Consider the following 15943-nt stretch of genomic DNA (forward strand, 5'->3'; position numbering starts at 1 on the left):
GCTACTTATTTAACAGGCAAGATGCCTGTTCCACATTTGTTAATATTCCCTAACCCAACTTTCAACTGCTTCTAATAAATTATCCTGCGACGCCACAAAGGAACGTTGCGGGGGTGGTAACGGGAGGGGGTCGGGTGTCACCCAACCGAGGTGTAAGACGTCCGTGAGATAGTCGCAACAGTCGATGACTTCGGGGGTGGGTGTCCCATCTGCGAGTAACAGAATGAACAGATGGGGGGTTTGGAGTTGCTGTTTCAGGTGGATAATTTTGGTTTCTAGGTTAGCGGGGGTCTGCACTTCGGGGGGAGTTCCATCGGGTAAAAGTTTTTGATAAAGACGGTTACAAAATGCTTGGATAAATTCGTTTTTGGTGTTGAGGGTTAGTAGTTTATTGATGTTGATACAGTGGAGGGGGAGGTGGGGAAGTTGGGTACAAATATCGGTGAATTGTTGTTCTAATTGTCGCACGGTTGGGGTATTGCCAACGGGGGTATTATTGGTAATTTCAGGATGGGGGGTCAGGGTGTTGTGATGCCATACTTGATAAAATTTGGGATAAGGTAAATTTTGGGCGCATTGCCAAAGGAGGCTATAGCAATGTTTATAGAGATTAAAATTATTCTCGTAAACTTCATCAGTTAGGTTATGTTTGAGGGTAAAAACCACATCTGTATATTGTTTTTGTGTTTTGATGATCTTTCCTAAATTCTCGGAAACACTTTGACGAGTATCTTTAGACTTAGTAGTTTCTAAGACCCGAATTAAAGTTTCTATTGCTAACTCATTTCCAACAGCAATTCTCCCTAAACTTTCGGCGGCAACATTCTTGCAATAATCTTTATTTTCAGGGGTTTCTAAAATCCCAAGAAACGCCTGTATTGCTAACTCATTTCCAGGATCAATTTTTCCTAAAGTACAGGCAACCAAACTGCGACAAAATTGATCCTCAATAGTTTCTAAGAACCGAATTATTGCTCCTATTGCTAACTCATTTTCAGGGCATATTTCCCCTAAAATCTCAGCGACTCTACTGCCAATATCTTCATTCTCAGTGGTTTCTAAGATCCGAATTAACTCCCGTATTGCTAACTCATTTCCAACGGCAATTTCCCCTATCATCCGGGCAACTTCATTGCAAAGTATTTGATTCCTAGCAGTTTCTAAGACCTGAATGAATGTCCCTATTGCTAGCTCATTTCCAGGGTCAATTTTCCCTAAAGTATGAGCAACCCACGAGCGAACCCATTTATTCTCAGTGGTTTCTAAGACCTGAGTCAACACCCCTATTGCTAACTCATTTCTAACGGCAATTTCCCCTAAACTATAGGCAATCACTTCACAAGTAGATTCATCCTCAGTGGTTTGTAATACTTGAATTAACGCTCCTACCGCTAACTCATTTCCAACAGCAATTTCCCCTAAAATATTGGCAACCCACCTGCGAGTATCTTCATTCTCAGTGGTTTCTAATACCCGAATTAATACCTGTATTGCTAACTCATTCCCAACGGCAATTCCCTTTAAAGTATTGGCAAATTTCCTGCGAGTATCTTCATTCTCAGTGGTTTCTAATACCCGAATTAACGACCCTATTGCTAACTCATTTCCAACGTCAATTTTCCCTAAATTATTGGCAACCTCCCTGCGAGTATATGTATCCTCAGTAGTTTCTAAAACCCGAATTAATACCTGTATTGCTAACTCATTTCTAACGGCAATTCCCCCTAAAGTATCGGCAACCTCCCTGCGAGTATGTTCATCCTCAGTAGTTTCTAAAACCTGAATTAATGCCTGTATTGCTAACTCATTCCCAACGGCAATTCCCCCTAAAGTATCGGCAACCTTCCTGCGAGTATCTGTATCCTCAGTAGTTTCTAAAACCCGAATTAACGACCCTATTGCTAACTCATTCCCAACGGCAATTTCCCCTAAACTCTCGGCAACCCAAATGTGATTATATTTATCCTCAGTAGTTTCTAAAACTCTAATTAAATTAGCAATCACTTTTTCTCTAATTGTCTCTGATAATATTGTTCTTGCACCTTCTGCAATCGGAGCAAGAAATTTTACCCATGTTTGCTCTTTAATATCAAAACAACCAAACCCCCATTTAACAATCTGTTCTACAATTGCATCTGATAAACTACATTCTTTAAACTCATTAATTCCCGCAGCAGCCAAAAAATAGGCACGATACCCATAAAAATCTTGACAGCTATCTCTTAATTCTACTAATGCTTTTATAAATTCTTCTTTCTCCCCTGCTTCCACATCATCCCGCCCCAACCATAATAAAATCACCTGTTTCCATTGGGGTTGAAAAATGCGATACTCTTTCCTCTCCACCGGACAATTGACATGATTTCGAGGTAAAAAATAATCCCAATCGTTAATCGCTAAAGCTGCAAAATATTCCTGAAACGTAGGATGGAAAAAGGCATAAACCGCTTGGTCTGAATCCTTTTCCTCAACGGATGCTAACCCCACCCGATTTAACCATCCTAATTTTAACGCCCAATCAAATAGAGAATTTTCCCGTTGCGGTTTTCCTAAATACTGTTCAACAAATTTTTCCTCTAAACGAAACCGAAATTGTTCACGGTTTATCGCTGTTTTCGCTAACTCTCCTAACTGTTGATGGAGACATTCTTGCACCTCAAATGGAATTTGAAACGGTTTCTGTTCATCCTTCCATTGATAATGACCCTTCACCAACCGTTGATAAAGTCCGGCTTGGGTTTCCGGTAATTTTTGCCCCCGTTTCCAAGTTCGACATAATAACGCTAACCGCAGGGGATTTTTAATTAAATCATTAATGCGGGTTTGGTTAGATTCCTTTAACTGGTTTAATAATTCCTGACTCTGGGTTGCATCGTTAAACCATTGTTCAATAAAATCCTGAATCTGTTGGGAATTAAAATCTAAATTGCGATAAACATCAAAATCCCTTAATGGGTTTTTCTCCCCCTCCCAAACATTCAACTTCCCGTGAACACGCGATAAAATATAAACTTGCTTTTGATCAATATTTGCGAGAAAAATGCTATGATGATATTAAATCCCTGGTGGCTTTTTCCGGTTAAATGGTATTAGAAGAATATCCAGAAGAAACCTTTACAGAAGTTAAAATGAATCAAGGGATTAAAACTTCAGAAATTGCTGATCAATTTGCTAGTGATGCTTATCAAGTATTGTTGGTGGCGAATAAATTTCAAACCGGATTTGATCAACCTTTACTTCATACTATGTTTGTCGATAAACGACTGGATGGCGTTCAAGCGGTGCAAACTTTATCCCGTCTCAACCGCACCACCCCCGGAAAAGATGACACTTTTGTTCTCGATTTTGTTAACAAATCTGAAGATATTTATAACGCCTTTAAACCTTATTATGAAGAAACCCCAGTCGGAGAAAAAGCAGACCCACAGCAATTAAATGATCTCTCGTATCAACTGTATGAATGGCAATTATTTAGCCAAGAAGATGTTAATAATTTTTGTGAAATTTGGTTTCGTCCGAAAACCGCTTTAACCGAAAGAGAACACCAACAATTAAATAGTTTATTAGACCCTATTGTTGAAAATTATAAAAATCTGAAAGATTCCGAAAAAGAACAATTTAAAAATCAACTCACCAGCTTTCGGAATCTTTATTTATTCCTAGCTCAAATTATTAATTATCAAGATTCAGATTTAGAAAAACTGTATGCGTATGGGCGTTTTCTGCTGAAGAAATTACCCCGCAGCACAGAAGACCCTAAAATTGATTTATCAGGAGATCTGGAACTGAAATATTATCGATTACAAAAAATTAGTGAAGGTGAAATTAATTTAAAGGAAGGAACAGCAGAACCCTTAAAAGGGGCGACCGCAGTAGGAACACGTCAACCGGATCAAAAAGTGCCGTTATCCCAGCTTGTTGACCTTCTTAACGAACGCTTTGGCACTAATTTTACTCCGGCTGATCAACTGTTTTTTGAGCAAATTACCGAAACCGCGCTCTCAAATGATACTATTAAACAAGCGGCTCAAGTCAATACAAAAGAAAACTTTGCTCCCGTGTTAGAAAGAAACCTGGAGAATTTATTTATAGAACGCATAGAAGGAAACGAAAAAATCTTTATGGAAGTCATGAATAATGAAGAATTTAGAGCGGTAGTTTTTGAAAAATTACTTTCTAGTATTTATGAGGTTTTTAAAGTTAAAAATTAGTTTTCCTCTAAACAAACCGTTGTTAACGCTTGAATTAATCGTTGATTTTGAGTTTCTGTTTTAACGGCTACTCGAAAATAGCGATCGCCTAAACTAGGAAAACTCAAACAATCTCGAATTAAAATTTGATGATGTTTTAATAACTTTAATTGCAATGTAGAAACCGAGTAATCTGACTCAACTAAAATAAAATTAGCCACACTTTTAAAAGGTTTTAATCCGGGTATATGGGTTAAATCTTGATAAAGTTTGGGGCGAGATGCTTCTAACCAATGCCAAGTTTGTTCCTGAAATTCTGTATCTTGTAAAACAGCAATTCCGGCTGCCACTGCTAAACTATTTACAGGCCAAGGATCACGCCAGCCTTGCCATTTTTTTAACCGTTGGGGATGGGCGATCGCATATCCTAAACGTAGCCCCGGTAAACTATAAAATTTGGTCAGCGATCGCAAAATCACTAAATTCTCAAATTTTTTTACCCAAGACACTAAACTTTGCTGTTGACGAGGAAGTAAAAAATCCATAAAGGCTTCATCAACCACCACCAACGCAAACTGTTCTAATAATTCTAATAAACCCTGAGCAGAAAATAATTTTCCCGTCGGGTTATGGGGGTTATTAATTAATAAACCTGAGCGAGAATTAAAAGGTTGAGGCAGAGAGAATGTTAACTCTACAGAAGCCATCGAAAGCGGACACTCGATCACAGTTCCATCAAAAGCGTTGAGCGTCCGCCCATAGTCCCCAAAGGCAGGCGTGAGTAAATAGGTCGCATCTAACTGCGCGAGTTCCCGTCCTGCCCAGGTGAGTAATTCTGCGGCTCCATTTCCGGGTAAAATCCAATCCGCCTCTAGGGACTCATGGGCCATTGCACCATTGACCGCAACTGCGATCGCTGCTCTCAATTCTGCATAATCAGGATTAGGATAAGCATTCAAATCGCTCAGGTGACTATGAATGGCACTCAGAGCAGATAAAGGCGGCCCCCAAGGATTAATACTGGCAGAAAAATCCAGAATATCCGAGGGAGAACAGTTAGCTACGGTCGCGGCCCAGATTAAATTTCCCCCGTGTTGGGGTGAATGGGTTGCTTCCACGCCTAGAAATTAATCCTCGTTATGAGCAACTTTTTCTTTGAATAGTTTCCCGGCTGAAAAAGCAGGAACTTTCGTGGCTGGAATTTCCATCTTTTCACCCGTTTTCGGGTTACGGCCTTCACGAGCTTTTCGTTCCCGTGACTCAAAGGAACCAAAGCCAACCAGTGTCACTTTGTCGTCATTGGAAACTGCTTCCATGATCGTATCTAAAGCTGCCGTCAACACTGCATCAGCTTGTTTTTTGGTTACACTGGCCCGTTCTGCTACGGCATCCACTAATTCACCTTTGTTCATCTGAGTTTCTACTCCTTAAGATTGGCATAAAGCAATCAACAGCATAACCTGTCAAAAGCCATTAGGAAAGAACAATGGAAGAAGTTGTCGGGTATTCCATCGCAGCGCACACACCATAAAATTAGCAGTCAACTCTCAACAGTCCTAGGGGTGGGTTCATCAAGTTGATATCACCCAGATCTCAAAGAACCTGCCCCTAGATGTTAACCGTCAAACCCTAGCCTAACGTCCTCTCATCATTCGTAAAGCATCGGGACTGGGGTTATATTCGTAACCGTAGGGATTGCGATCGCTATCATCCAAAATTTGAGGCGTCACTAACACAATCACTTCTGCCCGTTGATTGTTTTTCGTGGTTCGACGGAACAACGAACCAACAATGGGTAAATCTCCTAACAGTGGAATTTTGCTAACATTAGACCGTTCTTGTTCCTGAATAATCCCCGAAACAATCAGAGTCTGACCATCCCGTAAGCGAATATTCCCAGAGTCTACCGTGCGTCTGAGAATCTGAAGGGCAAAACTTTGATCCGCACTATTCACCCGATCTCCAGGGGCACTAACAGTCGGTCGGACTCGCAGGGTCACAAATCCATTATCATCAATTCGTTCTACATCAATAGCTAGAGTTAAACCCACATCTTGGAACTGGAAATTCTGACTGCTGATGGTTCCTGATACGGTTGCGGTGGTAGTTGTTGTTGCCGATTTGACAACCTCTTCCACTAAAGCAACCGCAGCACTTTCCCCCTCTTGAACCACTAAGGTTGGATCGGTCAAAATCTTGGCATTACCACTAATAATTTGAGCCGTTAAAGTCGAGAGAAATCGCCGAGGATATTGGAAGTAGGGAAAAACGCTATTGGTGACTGTCCCTAAAGCGTCAAGTGCCCCAGTTTCTAAATTTCGGGTAAAGGGTTCATACTCAGAAATCCCGACTTGATTCGTCCGTTCTGATACAGGTGCAATCGGTTCTAAACCAATCCCCCCTCCCGGCGCCGTTAACGGAGTAACAGACAATTGATTCGGATCGTAGAACGGATCTTCAGCACTAATGGGATTGGGAACAATCGGTCGAGCATTAATACCTGCTCGGGTTGTTACACTGTTCGGGGGATTATAGCCCCCAAAATTAACGGTTGCTGCCCCTCCATCATTAACAAAGAAGGTATCGTTAATTCCAAAGGAGAAGCTACTATTGGCGGCTTCTTCTCCGCTTAAATTTACGTCAATGACTTTAACATTAACCGCCACTTGACGCTGACGTAGATCCAGTTGCACCAGTTGAGCCGAAGCTAATTCTACAATGTTGGGTGTTCCTACCAAGGTCACACTATTAAGCCGTTCATCGACTAAAACTTGCAATCCTCGCAATAAGGGAGTTGAGTCTTGAGTTTCAATTCTTAGGGTTTCTACAACCGTTGTCACCCGTGTATCGGTTGTGGTTAACGCTTGGGTACTCCCCGGAATATTAACTGAGTTCGATTGAGTTACCTGTTGTTCACGGGTAATCGAACGTTCTGCCCCCATACTGACTAAAAACCCGGCTGCGGTTTCTGCGTTAACTTGGTTGAGGCGGAAGGAACGAACCACGACATTTCTCGCAGAATTGGGTAGTCTTGACCCAATAAAAATAGTATTTCCGTTGCGGTTAGCTTCTAATCCACTTAACCGTAAAACATAGTTAAATACATCTTCAACTGACTCGTTTTCAATATCGAGAGAAATTTTTTGTCCGTTTCCGGTTGAAGCGCCTCCGGGGGCTGTTTGTCCTGATTGTTCAGACGCTGCATCTAAAAAAGCAATATTTAATCCGGCGGTTCTGGCTAATAATGCCAGTACATCACGCACTGGGGCATCTCGCAACACTAAACGCGGAATGCGTTGACCATTATCTAAACGAATCGTCGAAGTTGTCGTGGGATTAATATTAGAAACAGCAATATCCCCAACTGGGGGTGCTACAGCACGGGGAAGAAAGGGTGGAGCCGCATCAACGGGGCGAGGTGCTCCCTGGGGAACGTTTCGGCCATCAATGGTGATTTGAGGATCAGGAATCAATACTGGCTGAGAACCTCTAGCTGGGGGTTTAGGAGTAGATCCAGGAGTGGGAGGAGGTGGGGTTATGGCTTGATTCGGAACTTGAGCCACAGCACCGGATGCCGTACCCAGACTAATTACAATCCCTTCTCTACCTCCTTGGAGAATTCGGGCTTCGGGGGGACTATTTACCCCACTGACAATTACCCGGATACTGGTGGGATCAAGTTGGGTGACAACAACCGAAGCAATACCTGGAATGGGATTATTTTGTTGAAAGTTTTGTTTTTGGCCGGGAAGTTGCGTATTAATAATATCGGCAACAAAATCATTTCCCCGTCGGACGACAAATACTTCCGGTCGCTCTCCCCCTTTTGTCATCAACTGTAAACCCACTTCCCCGTTCATTTCTACCAGTCGCACATCTTGAACTTGGGTTTGTGCAAATGCTGGGGTTTGCGCCACAATGGCGATCGCAGCACTGGTTAATAGTCCTGCACCAATTCCTTGAAGCTGTTTCACGTTTCCTCCTCAACACAATATCAAGTTTCAGGTTCCAGGTTCCAGGTTCCAAGTTCCAAGTTCCAAGTTCCAGGTTCCAGGTTCCAGGTTCCAGGTTTCAATAATTTCCCCCCGTCCCCTTGTCCCCTTGTCCCCTTGTCCCCTTGTCCCCTTGTCCCCTTGTCCCCCCGTCCCCTTGTCCCCTTGTCCCCCCATCTCCCCGTCTCCCCATCTCCCCGTCTCCCCATCTCCCCATCTCCCCATCTCCCCGTCCCCTCATCTTCCGCTATCCTGTTACAATATACCAACTTAGGCCAAAATTCCAACTATTTTGGCGGTTCAGCCGGAGTTTCGGCAGGTTTAGCGGCTTCGACAGCGGCTTTAGCTTGTTCTGGACTCAAGGGAAGTAAGACTTGTAATTCAAAGGCTGTTTTTAACCGTCTTTGGGGTTGATTGGCTGAGGGAACAAATTTCCCTTGTCGATATTCTCCCTCAATGGTTTGAGTTTGATCTTTCAAGGAAGATTTTAAACCTCTGACTACTAACAAAGGTTGTAACCGTTCCAAGGAAGCTAAAAACTTTAGGGTTTGCTCAAAACTGCCTTCAAACTCCACTTTATAAGCACGTCTTCTGAGTTTGCCATTGACATCGGGGCCTAAGCTGCCATCATTGACAATCTCTGCTTCTGGTTTGTCTAATACAACAGGTGTGAACAAAGAAAGTTTCGCTCTTTTGCTATCATCAATGATCCCCGCATTAATTTTATTAATCTGTTCGTTAATATCAAATAACAGGGTTTCTAAACTGGTTTCATCGGCAAATAAAGCGGTAACAGTCGCTCGGCGAACTTTAGCATCTGCTAACTCTTTTTCAGCTTTAGCCCGTTCCCGTAAACGCTGATCTTGTTTCTCAATTTCATCTTGTTTGGTTTTAATTTCATCGCGTAAAGTTTGACCTTCCGCTAAGGTGGGAAGAAGAAATTGATAGATTAAGAACCCTGCTAGAATTGCCCCCACAACTCCGGCACCAATTCCCATGATTTTGGGTGTTAAGGCAATGCCAAATATAACTGGCCCACCGCCTTCACCGTCAACATCTTGAATAAATTCATTGGCTACGGTCATTTTTTAATCACTCCTTTTTCCTCAAGGGTTTTAATCCGATTAACCAATCCTAACGCCCCATTTTTTTGCAGTTGTGGTAACAACTCCGAGGCGGTTGCTAGACTAAGGTAGGTTTCAATTGTATACTTGACCACAGGTTGTAACTGAGGTTTGGTAGTACCACTATCTGCATCCGGGGATTTAGCCACTAATTGAGTTGAGTTGTCTTCTAATTTAGCCTCAATTAATTTTGTTTTTTCCCCATTAAAAAAGGGAGATTGATTGAGTAATAATACAAAATCATTAATTTGAGTGTAAGTATTTGCTACTCCTGAAATTTTTAATTGAGCCGTTTCGGGTTCGGGTGGAGGTGCGGCGGCTTGATCTGCTGCGGGACTGGGAGATGGAGCCGGGGCTGTGGCTGTCGTTGCTGCGGCGGGTTCGGTCTGTTCAATATTGAGAATTCTCACTCCGGCGACTTGCATCAATTCCCCTAATTCTAGGGTAAGTGCTGACCAGGGTTTTATTTGATTAAATACAGTCGCTAAGGCATCCGCTTCTTTATTGGCTTGAGCGGTTTCTGCATTAATTTTATCTAAAGCTTCCACCTCCGAGGTTTTTTGTCCTAATGTAGCAACAAGAGCATCACGTTCTTTGGTTAGGTCAGTATTTTGTTGATAAAAAATAAACCAAGCTCCTCCGACAATGGCATTGAGGGCTAAAGCGACCCCAGCACCGATTAAAATTGGAGTCTGGTCAATATTTTGGCTGGGGGCAACCCGTGGCCGAACTTCTCGTTCTATTAGATCAGGTCGATCATTCAAAAAGTTGATATCTAAGTTATACATAATTAGTTGGCGGTTGACAGTTGACGGTTGATGGCTCACTGATCAGGGTTTAGAGCATCCGCATTCCTAAACCTAATGCCACTCCTAAACTAGCACGTTGTTCTGGGGGAATTTCCCGTTCAAAGGCAATAGAGAGGGATTCAATGGGATCAACTTGCGTCGCAGGCATTGCTAACCGTTGCATGAAAAACTCATCCAGTTGTCCAATGGCGGCTCCTGGCCCCATTAACAATAATTGTGCCATTTCCAGACCGTCACTTTGATTAATATAAAAATCAACGGAGCGACGCAGTTCATCGGCTAATTCAGCAAAAACCTTAATGATGGCATTCGTCCCCGGATTGGGATCGTTTAATGCTCCCATTGTATCAGTCACCGGAAGGGTCATGGCCTGGAGTTCGCTGACATCCCTCGAAGGAGGTAAATTCATGGCACTGTTTAAGGCACTTTGAACTTGATATAATCCAATGGGAATAGTGCGGTTAAATTGAGGAATCCCATCCACAACAATCGCCAGTTCAGTGCTATCAAATTCAATATCGGCAATAATAGCGGCTTCGGTGGAGGAAAACTGCTCTAATTGATTTTTTAGGGTACGAATTAGAGAAAAATTACTCACCTCTAAAACCGTAACCTTTAAACCCGCTTGAGCAAAGGTTTCAACATAAGTATCGGTGACTTCTTTACGAGCAGCAACTAATAAAACTTGGACTTTTTCGATGCCATCTTCATCGACAAATCGCCCTAATTTTTGATAATCTACATCGGCTTCTTCCCTAGGAAATGGTAAATATAATCCCGCTTCTGCGTTCATATACTCTTTAAGTTCATCATCACTGAGGTCAGCCGGAACCGGAATAATCCGCGTTACTGCTTCCCGTCCAGGAATAGATGTACCCACGGTTTTGGCTTTAATATTGTTATCGGTAATTGCCGCCTGAATTAACTCTGCCATTGCTGGAGTATCTACAATTTGGCCATCTTGAACAACGCCTTCGGGAACTGGAATTGTAGCCAAGGTGACTAGCTGTAATTGCTGACCTTTTTTCCGCATTTCCACCAGATTAATTCGTTCTGTGGCTAATTCAATTCCGACTCCTGGCTTCCGCTTAGAGAACAATCCTTGTAAGAAACTAACCATAGTTGTCGTTTAATTGATTGATTCTGTATTTTAGCTGACCTGTACCCATACCGTTAAAATTCCCGATTCTGGATAAAGATACAGATTCATCGTACAACATTCAACCCTGGATTATGAGCCTGATCCTGCTGAATAGCTGGGTTAATTTTCGTGAAGATAACGCTTTCAAATCAACCTGATATAGCAATCCTATTTGATTTGTATCCAAAATTTCTGCTCAAAAGGGAACAGCTTAACTGGGAACAGGGATAATACTTCTGGCTGTTTCATATCAGTTTTAAATTATTACAATCTATTTGGGATTGCTATATTAATGATTAAGGAAATTGAAGCGTCCCGGTATCATATATTCCGGTTGCATTTGCGGGGATTTCAAACTCCATTTCTGCTGGAGGGTTGCTAAATAATTTAATTTGATAGCGACCTGGTTTTAATCCAGCAGTGGCAAATCTACCTGATCGATTTGTAAACAAAGTTACTACCGGAAAATTACTATCAGAAATAGAAACAATTTGTCCTGATTGTAACGAAACCGGTTCACCGTTAGCATTTAATAATATCCCTCGTAAAAATACCGTTGCATCTGTTCCAACTTCGACTAATGTTCCACTGCGATAGGTGGGTAAAATTGTGATAGCGCGATTCCCCAAATCCATTCCTACAGGTAAATTTGGAGCATCAATAATCAAAGTAGAAAGATTATAAGGACTTAAATTAGGAACAACAGCAAACCCAAAATGATTAATGCGGGCTGTATCGCCATTGATACTGGGATTAATCACAATTTCTTGATCTCTAACACTATCTTTGGGAATGACTAAAGCAAAACTATTATTAATCGGACGTGACCAACCTAAGTGACCATCTGCAAACACCAAGGCGGTAGCCAAACTAAGTTTACTGGTATTTGAGATCCCACCATCTCCATCGACGGTAAAAACTGCATCATTCGATAAATCCCAATTGAAGTAATAGCCGGTATAAGATAACCGTCCGGTCAAATTATAACCTCGGTCATTTTGAGTTAAACCCAGGGACATTCTGGGTCTTCCAATAGTTCGTAAGGGGTTATAACTCCAGTTTAAACTATTCTTATATTGTCCATTATTATTAACATCTGATGAAACTTGTATTGATTGACGAATTTTGGGAATTGACCAGGATAAATTGATAAAAGCACGTTGTTGCTCAAAACCGGTTTGATCACGATTTTGACTGAGGTTTAACCTAATATTCAAGCCATTTCGGACGGTTTTAGAAAGACCTAAGCTGAGGCTATAAGTATTAGGAGTATCTCGCCCGAATTCATATCGAGCACTGAGATTTCCTCGGATCTTCCAGAATAATTGTTGACTATAATTTGCCGTAATATCGTAAAAAAAATCATTATTGGGGTTATCTTCTCCAACTCGACTAAAATTTTCTCCTCTGGTTTCTACGGTTAATTGAAAGGAACGTTGAGACGGATTCTTCGCACCCACTGGTGAATATTCATAACGCAACCGCGCTGCATAATCAATGCCTAATTCGATCTCGTGACTGAGGGCCATATCCCAGCCCAAATTCCCGTAACGAGTTGCCCAACTTCCTTCTAAACCGATAATTTGCTGATCAAAATTAGCTTGTAAATAACTACCTGCGGTTAAGCGATTCGTAACTCCTAAACGATGGGATAAAGTTACAATCGGTTCGGTAAAATCATAGTTGCGATCGCCTGAACTATCGGAGGTTGGAAAACCCAAACTATAGGCAAATTGTTGAACTCCGGGTGCTAATAAATCGGCTGCAACTGGATGATAAAAATTCAGTCTTTGTACCCGACCGACATTATCTGTAATCACTAATTCTACATCATTTATTCCAGCACCCAAAGGCAAATCACGAATATCTTGCCGTCCGGCGGATAACTCTAACGTTCGTTCTAATCGACCATTTACTAATACATCCACTCTCGAATCACTTTCTAAGAAAAATTCATATTGACTAATCGGTCGAGTGACCCGATGGGGTTGTAAACTAAAATTTCTAGCGACAGAAATTCCGATTTGAGATTGACTATTTTGATAACCTGTGACCGGAATGGAAAGATCGCCGATCACATACCGTAAAGCTTGATCCGGTGCATCCCGAACCAGTCGTAAATCTCCTCGGATAAAAGCAGGTGTTCGACCTTCAGTAAAATCGCTGCGTCCCTCAAACACCCAATTTTTATAATTCAAAGCACCATCTAAACCAAAACGAAGGGGTTGGCGTCCGATTTGACTTTGTTCTGAACCCTGCCAAATATAGTCTTGATCCGCACGAAAATTAACATAACCACTTAATGTGCTAGGACGTATTGCATTTTCAGTACCACGGGGTAATCTACGTTCGTTTAAACTGGCAACATTGGTGCGTCTTTGAGTCGGTGGAACTTGAATTTGTAGTTCTAATTTAGACTGATCAAAGGTTGCTTCTAAGCCATTTTGTCGTAAAATTTCTAAGTTGAGATTTCCTTCAACATCAACTGCATTGGTTAGTTTTGTTTGGGTATCTGGACGAATCACCTTTTCTGTTTCTGCTAATAAAGGTGCGGCTTGAATCTGCACTCCGGGTATATTTCCCAGGTTTAGTAATACCTGTCCTCTTTGTTGTCCATCAATAAAAAAGGGTACGATAACTTTCTGTGCTTGGTTACGCGGCTTGCCAAAAATATCCTCAAATGTCGGGTCTGGGTTTTGAGTTTCAGGAGCTAAAGTAGGAGATGGAGAAGGTGAATCTTGCCCTAAAGTTGGTGAAGAATTACATAGAATTAAAGTCAAGCTAAAAAATAACAATAATTTAAAATTATTAAGCTTAAGTTTTAGTTTCATTGAGAAACCAGTTTTGCTCTAGCAAGTCTCAATAATGGGTGATCAAAACCCGTAGGGTTGGGTCTCCCAACCCTCTTAGCTCGGCGAGTGTCAATCCACATCTTTAAATGTAAATGTTCCTGTGACTTCACCGATGGGCAATTGTTGGGGCTAAGGCATAGAAAACCGTCGTTGATTTCCCGCTAAAATCACTCCATTATTTACTCCTTCTAATTGTTCTGGTTTTAAGGTTAATTGACTGCCTTGACTGGTTAAGTTTAAATTTAATTCTGATAAGACAGCACGCCGCGTTCCTTGATTCTCAAAGGTAATCACTAACCGATCATTTCCATCAGTTCCTTTTTCGTGAGTGATGCCATTCAGGACAACTTTTGATTGGGCATTTTTAGGACGAATATACACTGATCCTATATAACGAAACATGACTTTAATAGCGCCTGATGTTGTTTCGGCTTGTGACTCTTCTGGGTTGTTGAGATTAATCGGTAATTGTTCGGCAATAATACGATAAGCTAGTTCTTTTTCTGGGTTGGGATTACCTAACCATGTCACCCGTACTGATTGTACTCCTTGGGGGGGTAATACGATTTGGGATGGATAAACTAAAAAATCATCATCAGCACTTTCGGTGGTTTCTTGACCTTCTAAGCTGATTTTTCGCTCGGCCATTGAAACTTCAACGGCGATTTGTTCGGCAGTATCATTAATAACTTCATAAGATTGGGTAGCCCCTGCTCCTGCTGGTTCAAATACCCTAGAAATTGGTTCTAATCTAAAAGCTAATGCGGGGGAAATCCCACTTAATATGATAAAGAAAATAAAACTCAAAAAATGTCGAAGTGAACGTTTCATAATTTAATGATGAGCAAATACAGTTGGAATAAAGTATGATTGATTATATCTAAAGTCAAACCATTTGGGGAAGTAATGCTGATGAACAGATCTTGATTAATTATCGGATACTGTCAAGGTGATCACATCAGAATAGTTACCTTGGTTGGGTATAGTTGCTTGATTGAACCGAATATATAAATCTACTGTCTTTACACCCTCGGCGTTAAAGCCTGTCGTTTGAGGGGAACTGAAATTATTAATATTATCAAAATTATTGGGTTGAGTCTGGTGATCAGTGACTGTAATTAGATATGGAATAGAGCTATTGCCATTAGCTGATGATAAAGCACCACTATTCGTTGAACTTGCATTTATTGTGACACCCGGAGAATTAGGATTATTGGTTATAATTTGAAGTTCAGCAACTTTAATAACCTGTTGACCGAGATTACCTAAAGGCAAGTTATTACTAACAGGCATGGTTGTTGGTGAGGAAATCTGAACCACTGAGGGAACAGTACCACTAATATTAATAGTTGTCGTGTCTGTACCCGCAAAGGCTGCTAATTGAGAACTAAAAAAGGTCGCCAGAGGACTGAGAATTAAACCGCTCAAAATCAAAAAACGATATGAAAACATGATCAATGCTGCAAAATATTGCATTTATATATATAGCAATCCTATTTGATTTACCGTAGGGGCAATTCATGAATTGCCCCTACGGTCAGGGTTTGAGTCATAGAGGTTATTACAACCGATTTAGACTTGCTATAGCAATCCTATAGTAATATAAAATCCTGAAAAAAATGCTACAAAAGGCAATGGGGAATTACGAATTACGAATTGGGAAGCGGCACTCTTGAAATGGGCAATTTTTACGGCTTCACGCGCTCTCTAATTATCTGTAATTATCTGTAGAGAGGTTGCATGCAACCTCTCTACAGGGGACTGATGCGTAGCCAACATTTAAGGATTTCATATAAGTCTAAATCGGTTGTAATTCCCTCGATGACCAAAATCTT

Annotated in this window: 11 protein-coding genes; 1 reads left to right on the plus strand and 10 read right to left on the minus strand. The window is 41.4% G+C overall.

Annotation, left to right across the window (positions count from 1 at the left end):
- Positions 1 to 39: 39 nt before the first annotated feature.
- Entirely contained in the window at positions 40 to 2982 is a 2943-nt protein-coding gene (locus NMK36_RS23595) for a HEAT repeat domain-containing protein (protein ID WP_254174758.1), read from the minus strand.
- A gap of 101 nt (positions 2983 to 3083) precedes the next feature.
- On the opposite strand from NMK36_RS23595, the gene NMK36_RS23600 reads away from it, so the two are divergent.
- Complete coding sequence (locus tag NMK36_RS23600) at positions 3084 to 4211, plus strand: type I restriction enzyme subunit R domain-containing protein (protein WP_254174759.1); 1128 nt, start codon at positions 3084 to 3086, stop codon at positions 4209 to 4211.
- Here the strand turns inward: NMK36_RS23600 and cobD are convergent.
- The 9 genes from cobD to NMK36_RS23645 all read right to left on the minus strand — a co-directional run bounded on the left by cobD (position 4208) and on the right by NMK36_RS23645 (position 15560).
- Positions 4208 to 5308: a threonine-phosphate decarboxylase CobD gene (gene cobD, locus NMK36_RS23605; RefSeq protein ID WP_254174760.1), complete on the minus strand. Its 1101-nt coding sequence runs from the start codon at positions 5306 to 5308 to the stop codon at positions 4208 to 4210. The genes NMK36_RS23600 and cobD overlap by 4 nt on opposite strands.
- A 9-nt stretch (positions 5309 to 5317) precedes the next feature.
- On the minus strand, positions 5318 to 5602 hold the full coding sequence (locus NMK36_RS23610; RefSeq protein WP_072718207.1) for an HU family DNA-binding protein: 285 nt from the start codon (positions 5600 to 5602) through the stop codon (positions 5318 to 5320).
- A 222-nt stretch (positions 5603 to 5824) separates the two neighbouring features.
- Entirely contained in the window at positions 5825 to 8164 is a 2340-nt protein-coding gene (locus NMK36_RS23615; protein WP_254174761.1) for a type IV pilus secretin family protein, read from the minus strand.
- Between the two features lie 305 nt (positions 8165 to 8469).
- Positions 8470 to 9267, minus strand: a complete 798-nt coding sequence (locus NMK36_RS23620) for a pilus assembly protein PilO (RefSeq protein WP_072718205.1) — start codon at positions 9265 to 9267, stop codon at positions 8470 to 8472.
- A complete protein-coding gene (locus tag NMK36_RS23625; RefSeq protein ID WP_072718204.1) occupies positions 9264 to 10094 on the minus strand; it encodes a PilN domain-containing protein in 831 nt (276 codons plus the stop codon). Before NMK36_RS23625 ends, NMK36_RS23620 begins: the two co-directional genes overlap by 4 nt.
- 49 nt (positions 10095 to 10143) lie before the next feature.
- A complete protein-coding gene (gene pilM, locus NMK36_RS23630) occupies positions 10144 to 11235 on the minus strand; it encodes a type IV pilus biogenesis protein PilM (RefSeq protein WP_072718203.1) in 1092 nt (363 codons plus the stop codon).
- 317 nt (positions 11236 to 11552) lie between these two features.
- Positions 11553 to 14087, minus strand: coding sequence for a fimbria/pilus outer membrane usher protein (locus NMK36_RS23635; RefSeq protein WP_254174762.1), 2535 nt, complete (start codon positions 14085 to 14087; stop codon positions 11553 to 11555).
- A gap of 150 nt (positions 14088 to 14237) precedes the next feature.
- The gene (locus NMK36_RS23640) at positions 14238 to 14939 is read right to left on the minus strand and encodes a fimbrial biogenesis chaperone (RefSeq protein WP_254174763.1); all 702 of its coding nucleotides are present in this window, start codon (positions 14937 to 14939) and stop codon (positions 14238 to 14240) included.
- A 96-nt stretch (positions 14940 to 15035) separates the two neighbouring features.
- A complete protein-coding gene (locus NMK36_RS23645; protein WP_254174764.1) occupies positions 15036 to 15560 on the minus strand; it encodes a spore coat protein U domain-containing protein in 525 nt (174 codons plus the stop codon).
- Between the last annotated feature and the right edge of the window lie 383 nt (positions 15561 to 15943).

Source organism: Planktothrix pseudagardhii, from assembly GCF_904830925.1.
Classification (GTDB): Bacteria; Cyanobacteriota; Cyanobacteriia; order Cyanobacteriales; family Microcoleaceae; genus Planktothrix; species Planktothrix tepida.

Coding starts and splice junctions, on each gene's coding strand:
- NMK36_RS23645 (WP_254174764.1), bottom strand. CDS start 15,560: ATGTTTTCATATCGTTTTTTGATTTTGAGCGGTTTAATTCTCAGTCCT.
- NMK36_RS23600 (WP_254174759.1), top strand. CDS start 3,084: ATGGTATTAGAAGAATATCCAGAAGAAACCTTTACAGAAGTTAAAATG.
- NMK36_RS23620 (WP_072718205.1), bottom strand. CDS start 9,267: ATGACCGTAGCCAATGAATTTATTCAAGATGTTGACGGTGAAGGCGGT.
- NMK36_RS23610 (WP_072718207.1), bottom strand. CDS start 5,602: ATGAACAAAGGTGAATTAGTGGATGCCGTAGCAGAACGGGCCAGTGTA.
- NMK36_RS23625 (WP_072718204.1), bottom strand. CDS start 10,094: ATGTATAACTTAGATATCAACTTTTTGAATGATCGACCTGATCTAATA.
- NMK36_RS23640 (WP_254174763.1), bottom strand. CDS start 14,939: ATGAAACGTTCACTTCGACATTTTTTGAGTTTTATTTTCTTTATCATA.
- pilM (WP_072718203.1), bottom strand. CDS start 11,235: ATGGTTAGTTTCTTACAAGGATTGTTCTCTAAGCGGAAGCCAGGAGTC.
- NMK36_RS23635 (WP_254174762.1), bottom strand. CDS start 14,087: ATGAAACTAAAACTTAAGCTTAATAATTTTAAATTATTGTTATTTTTT.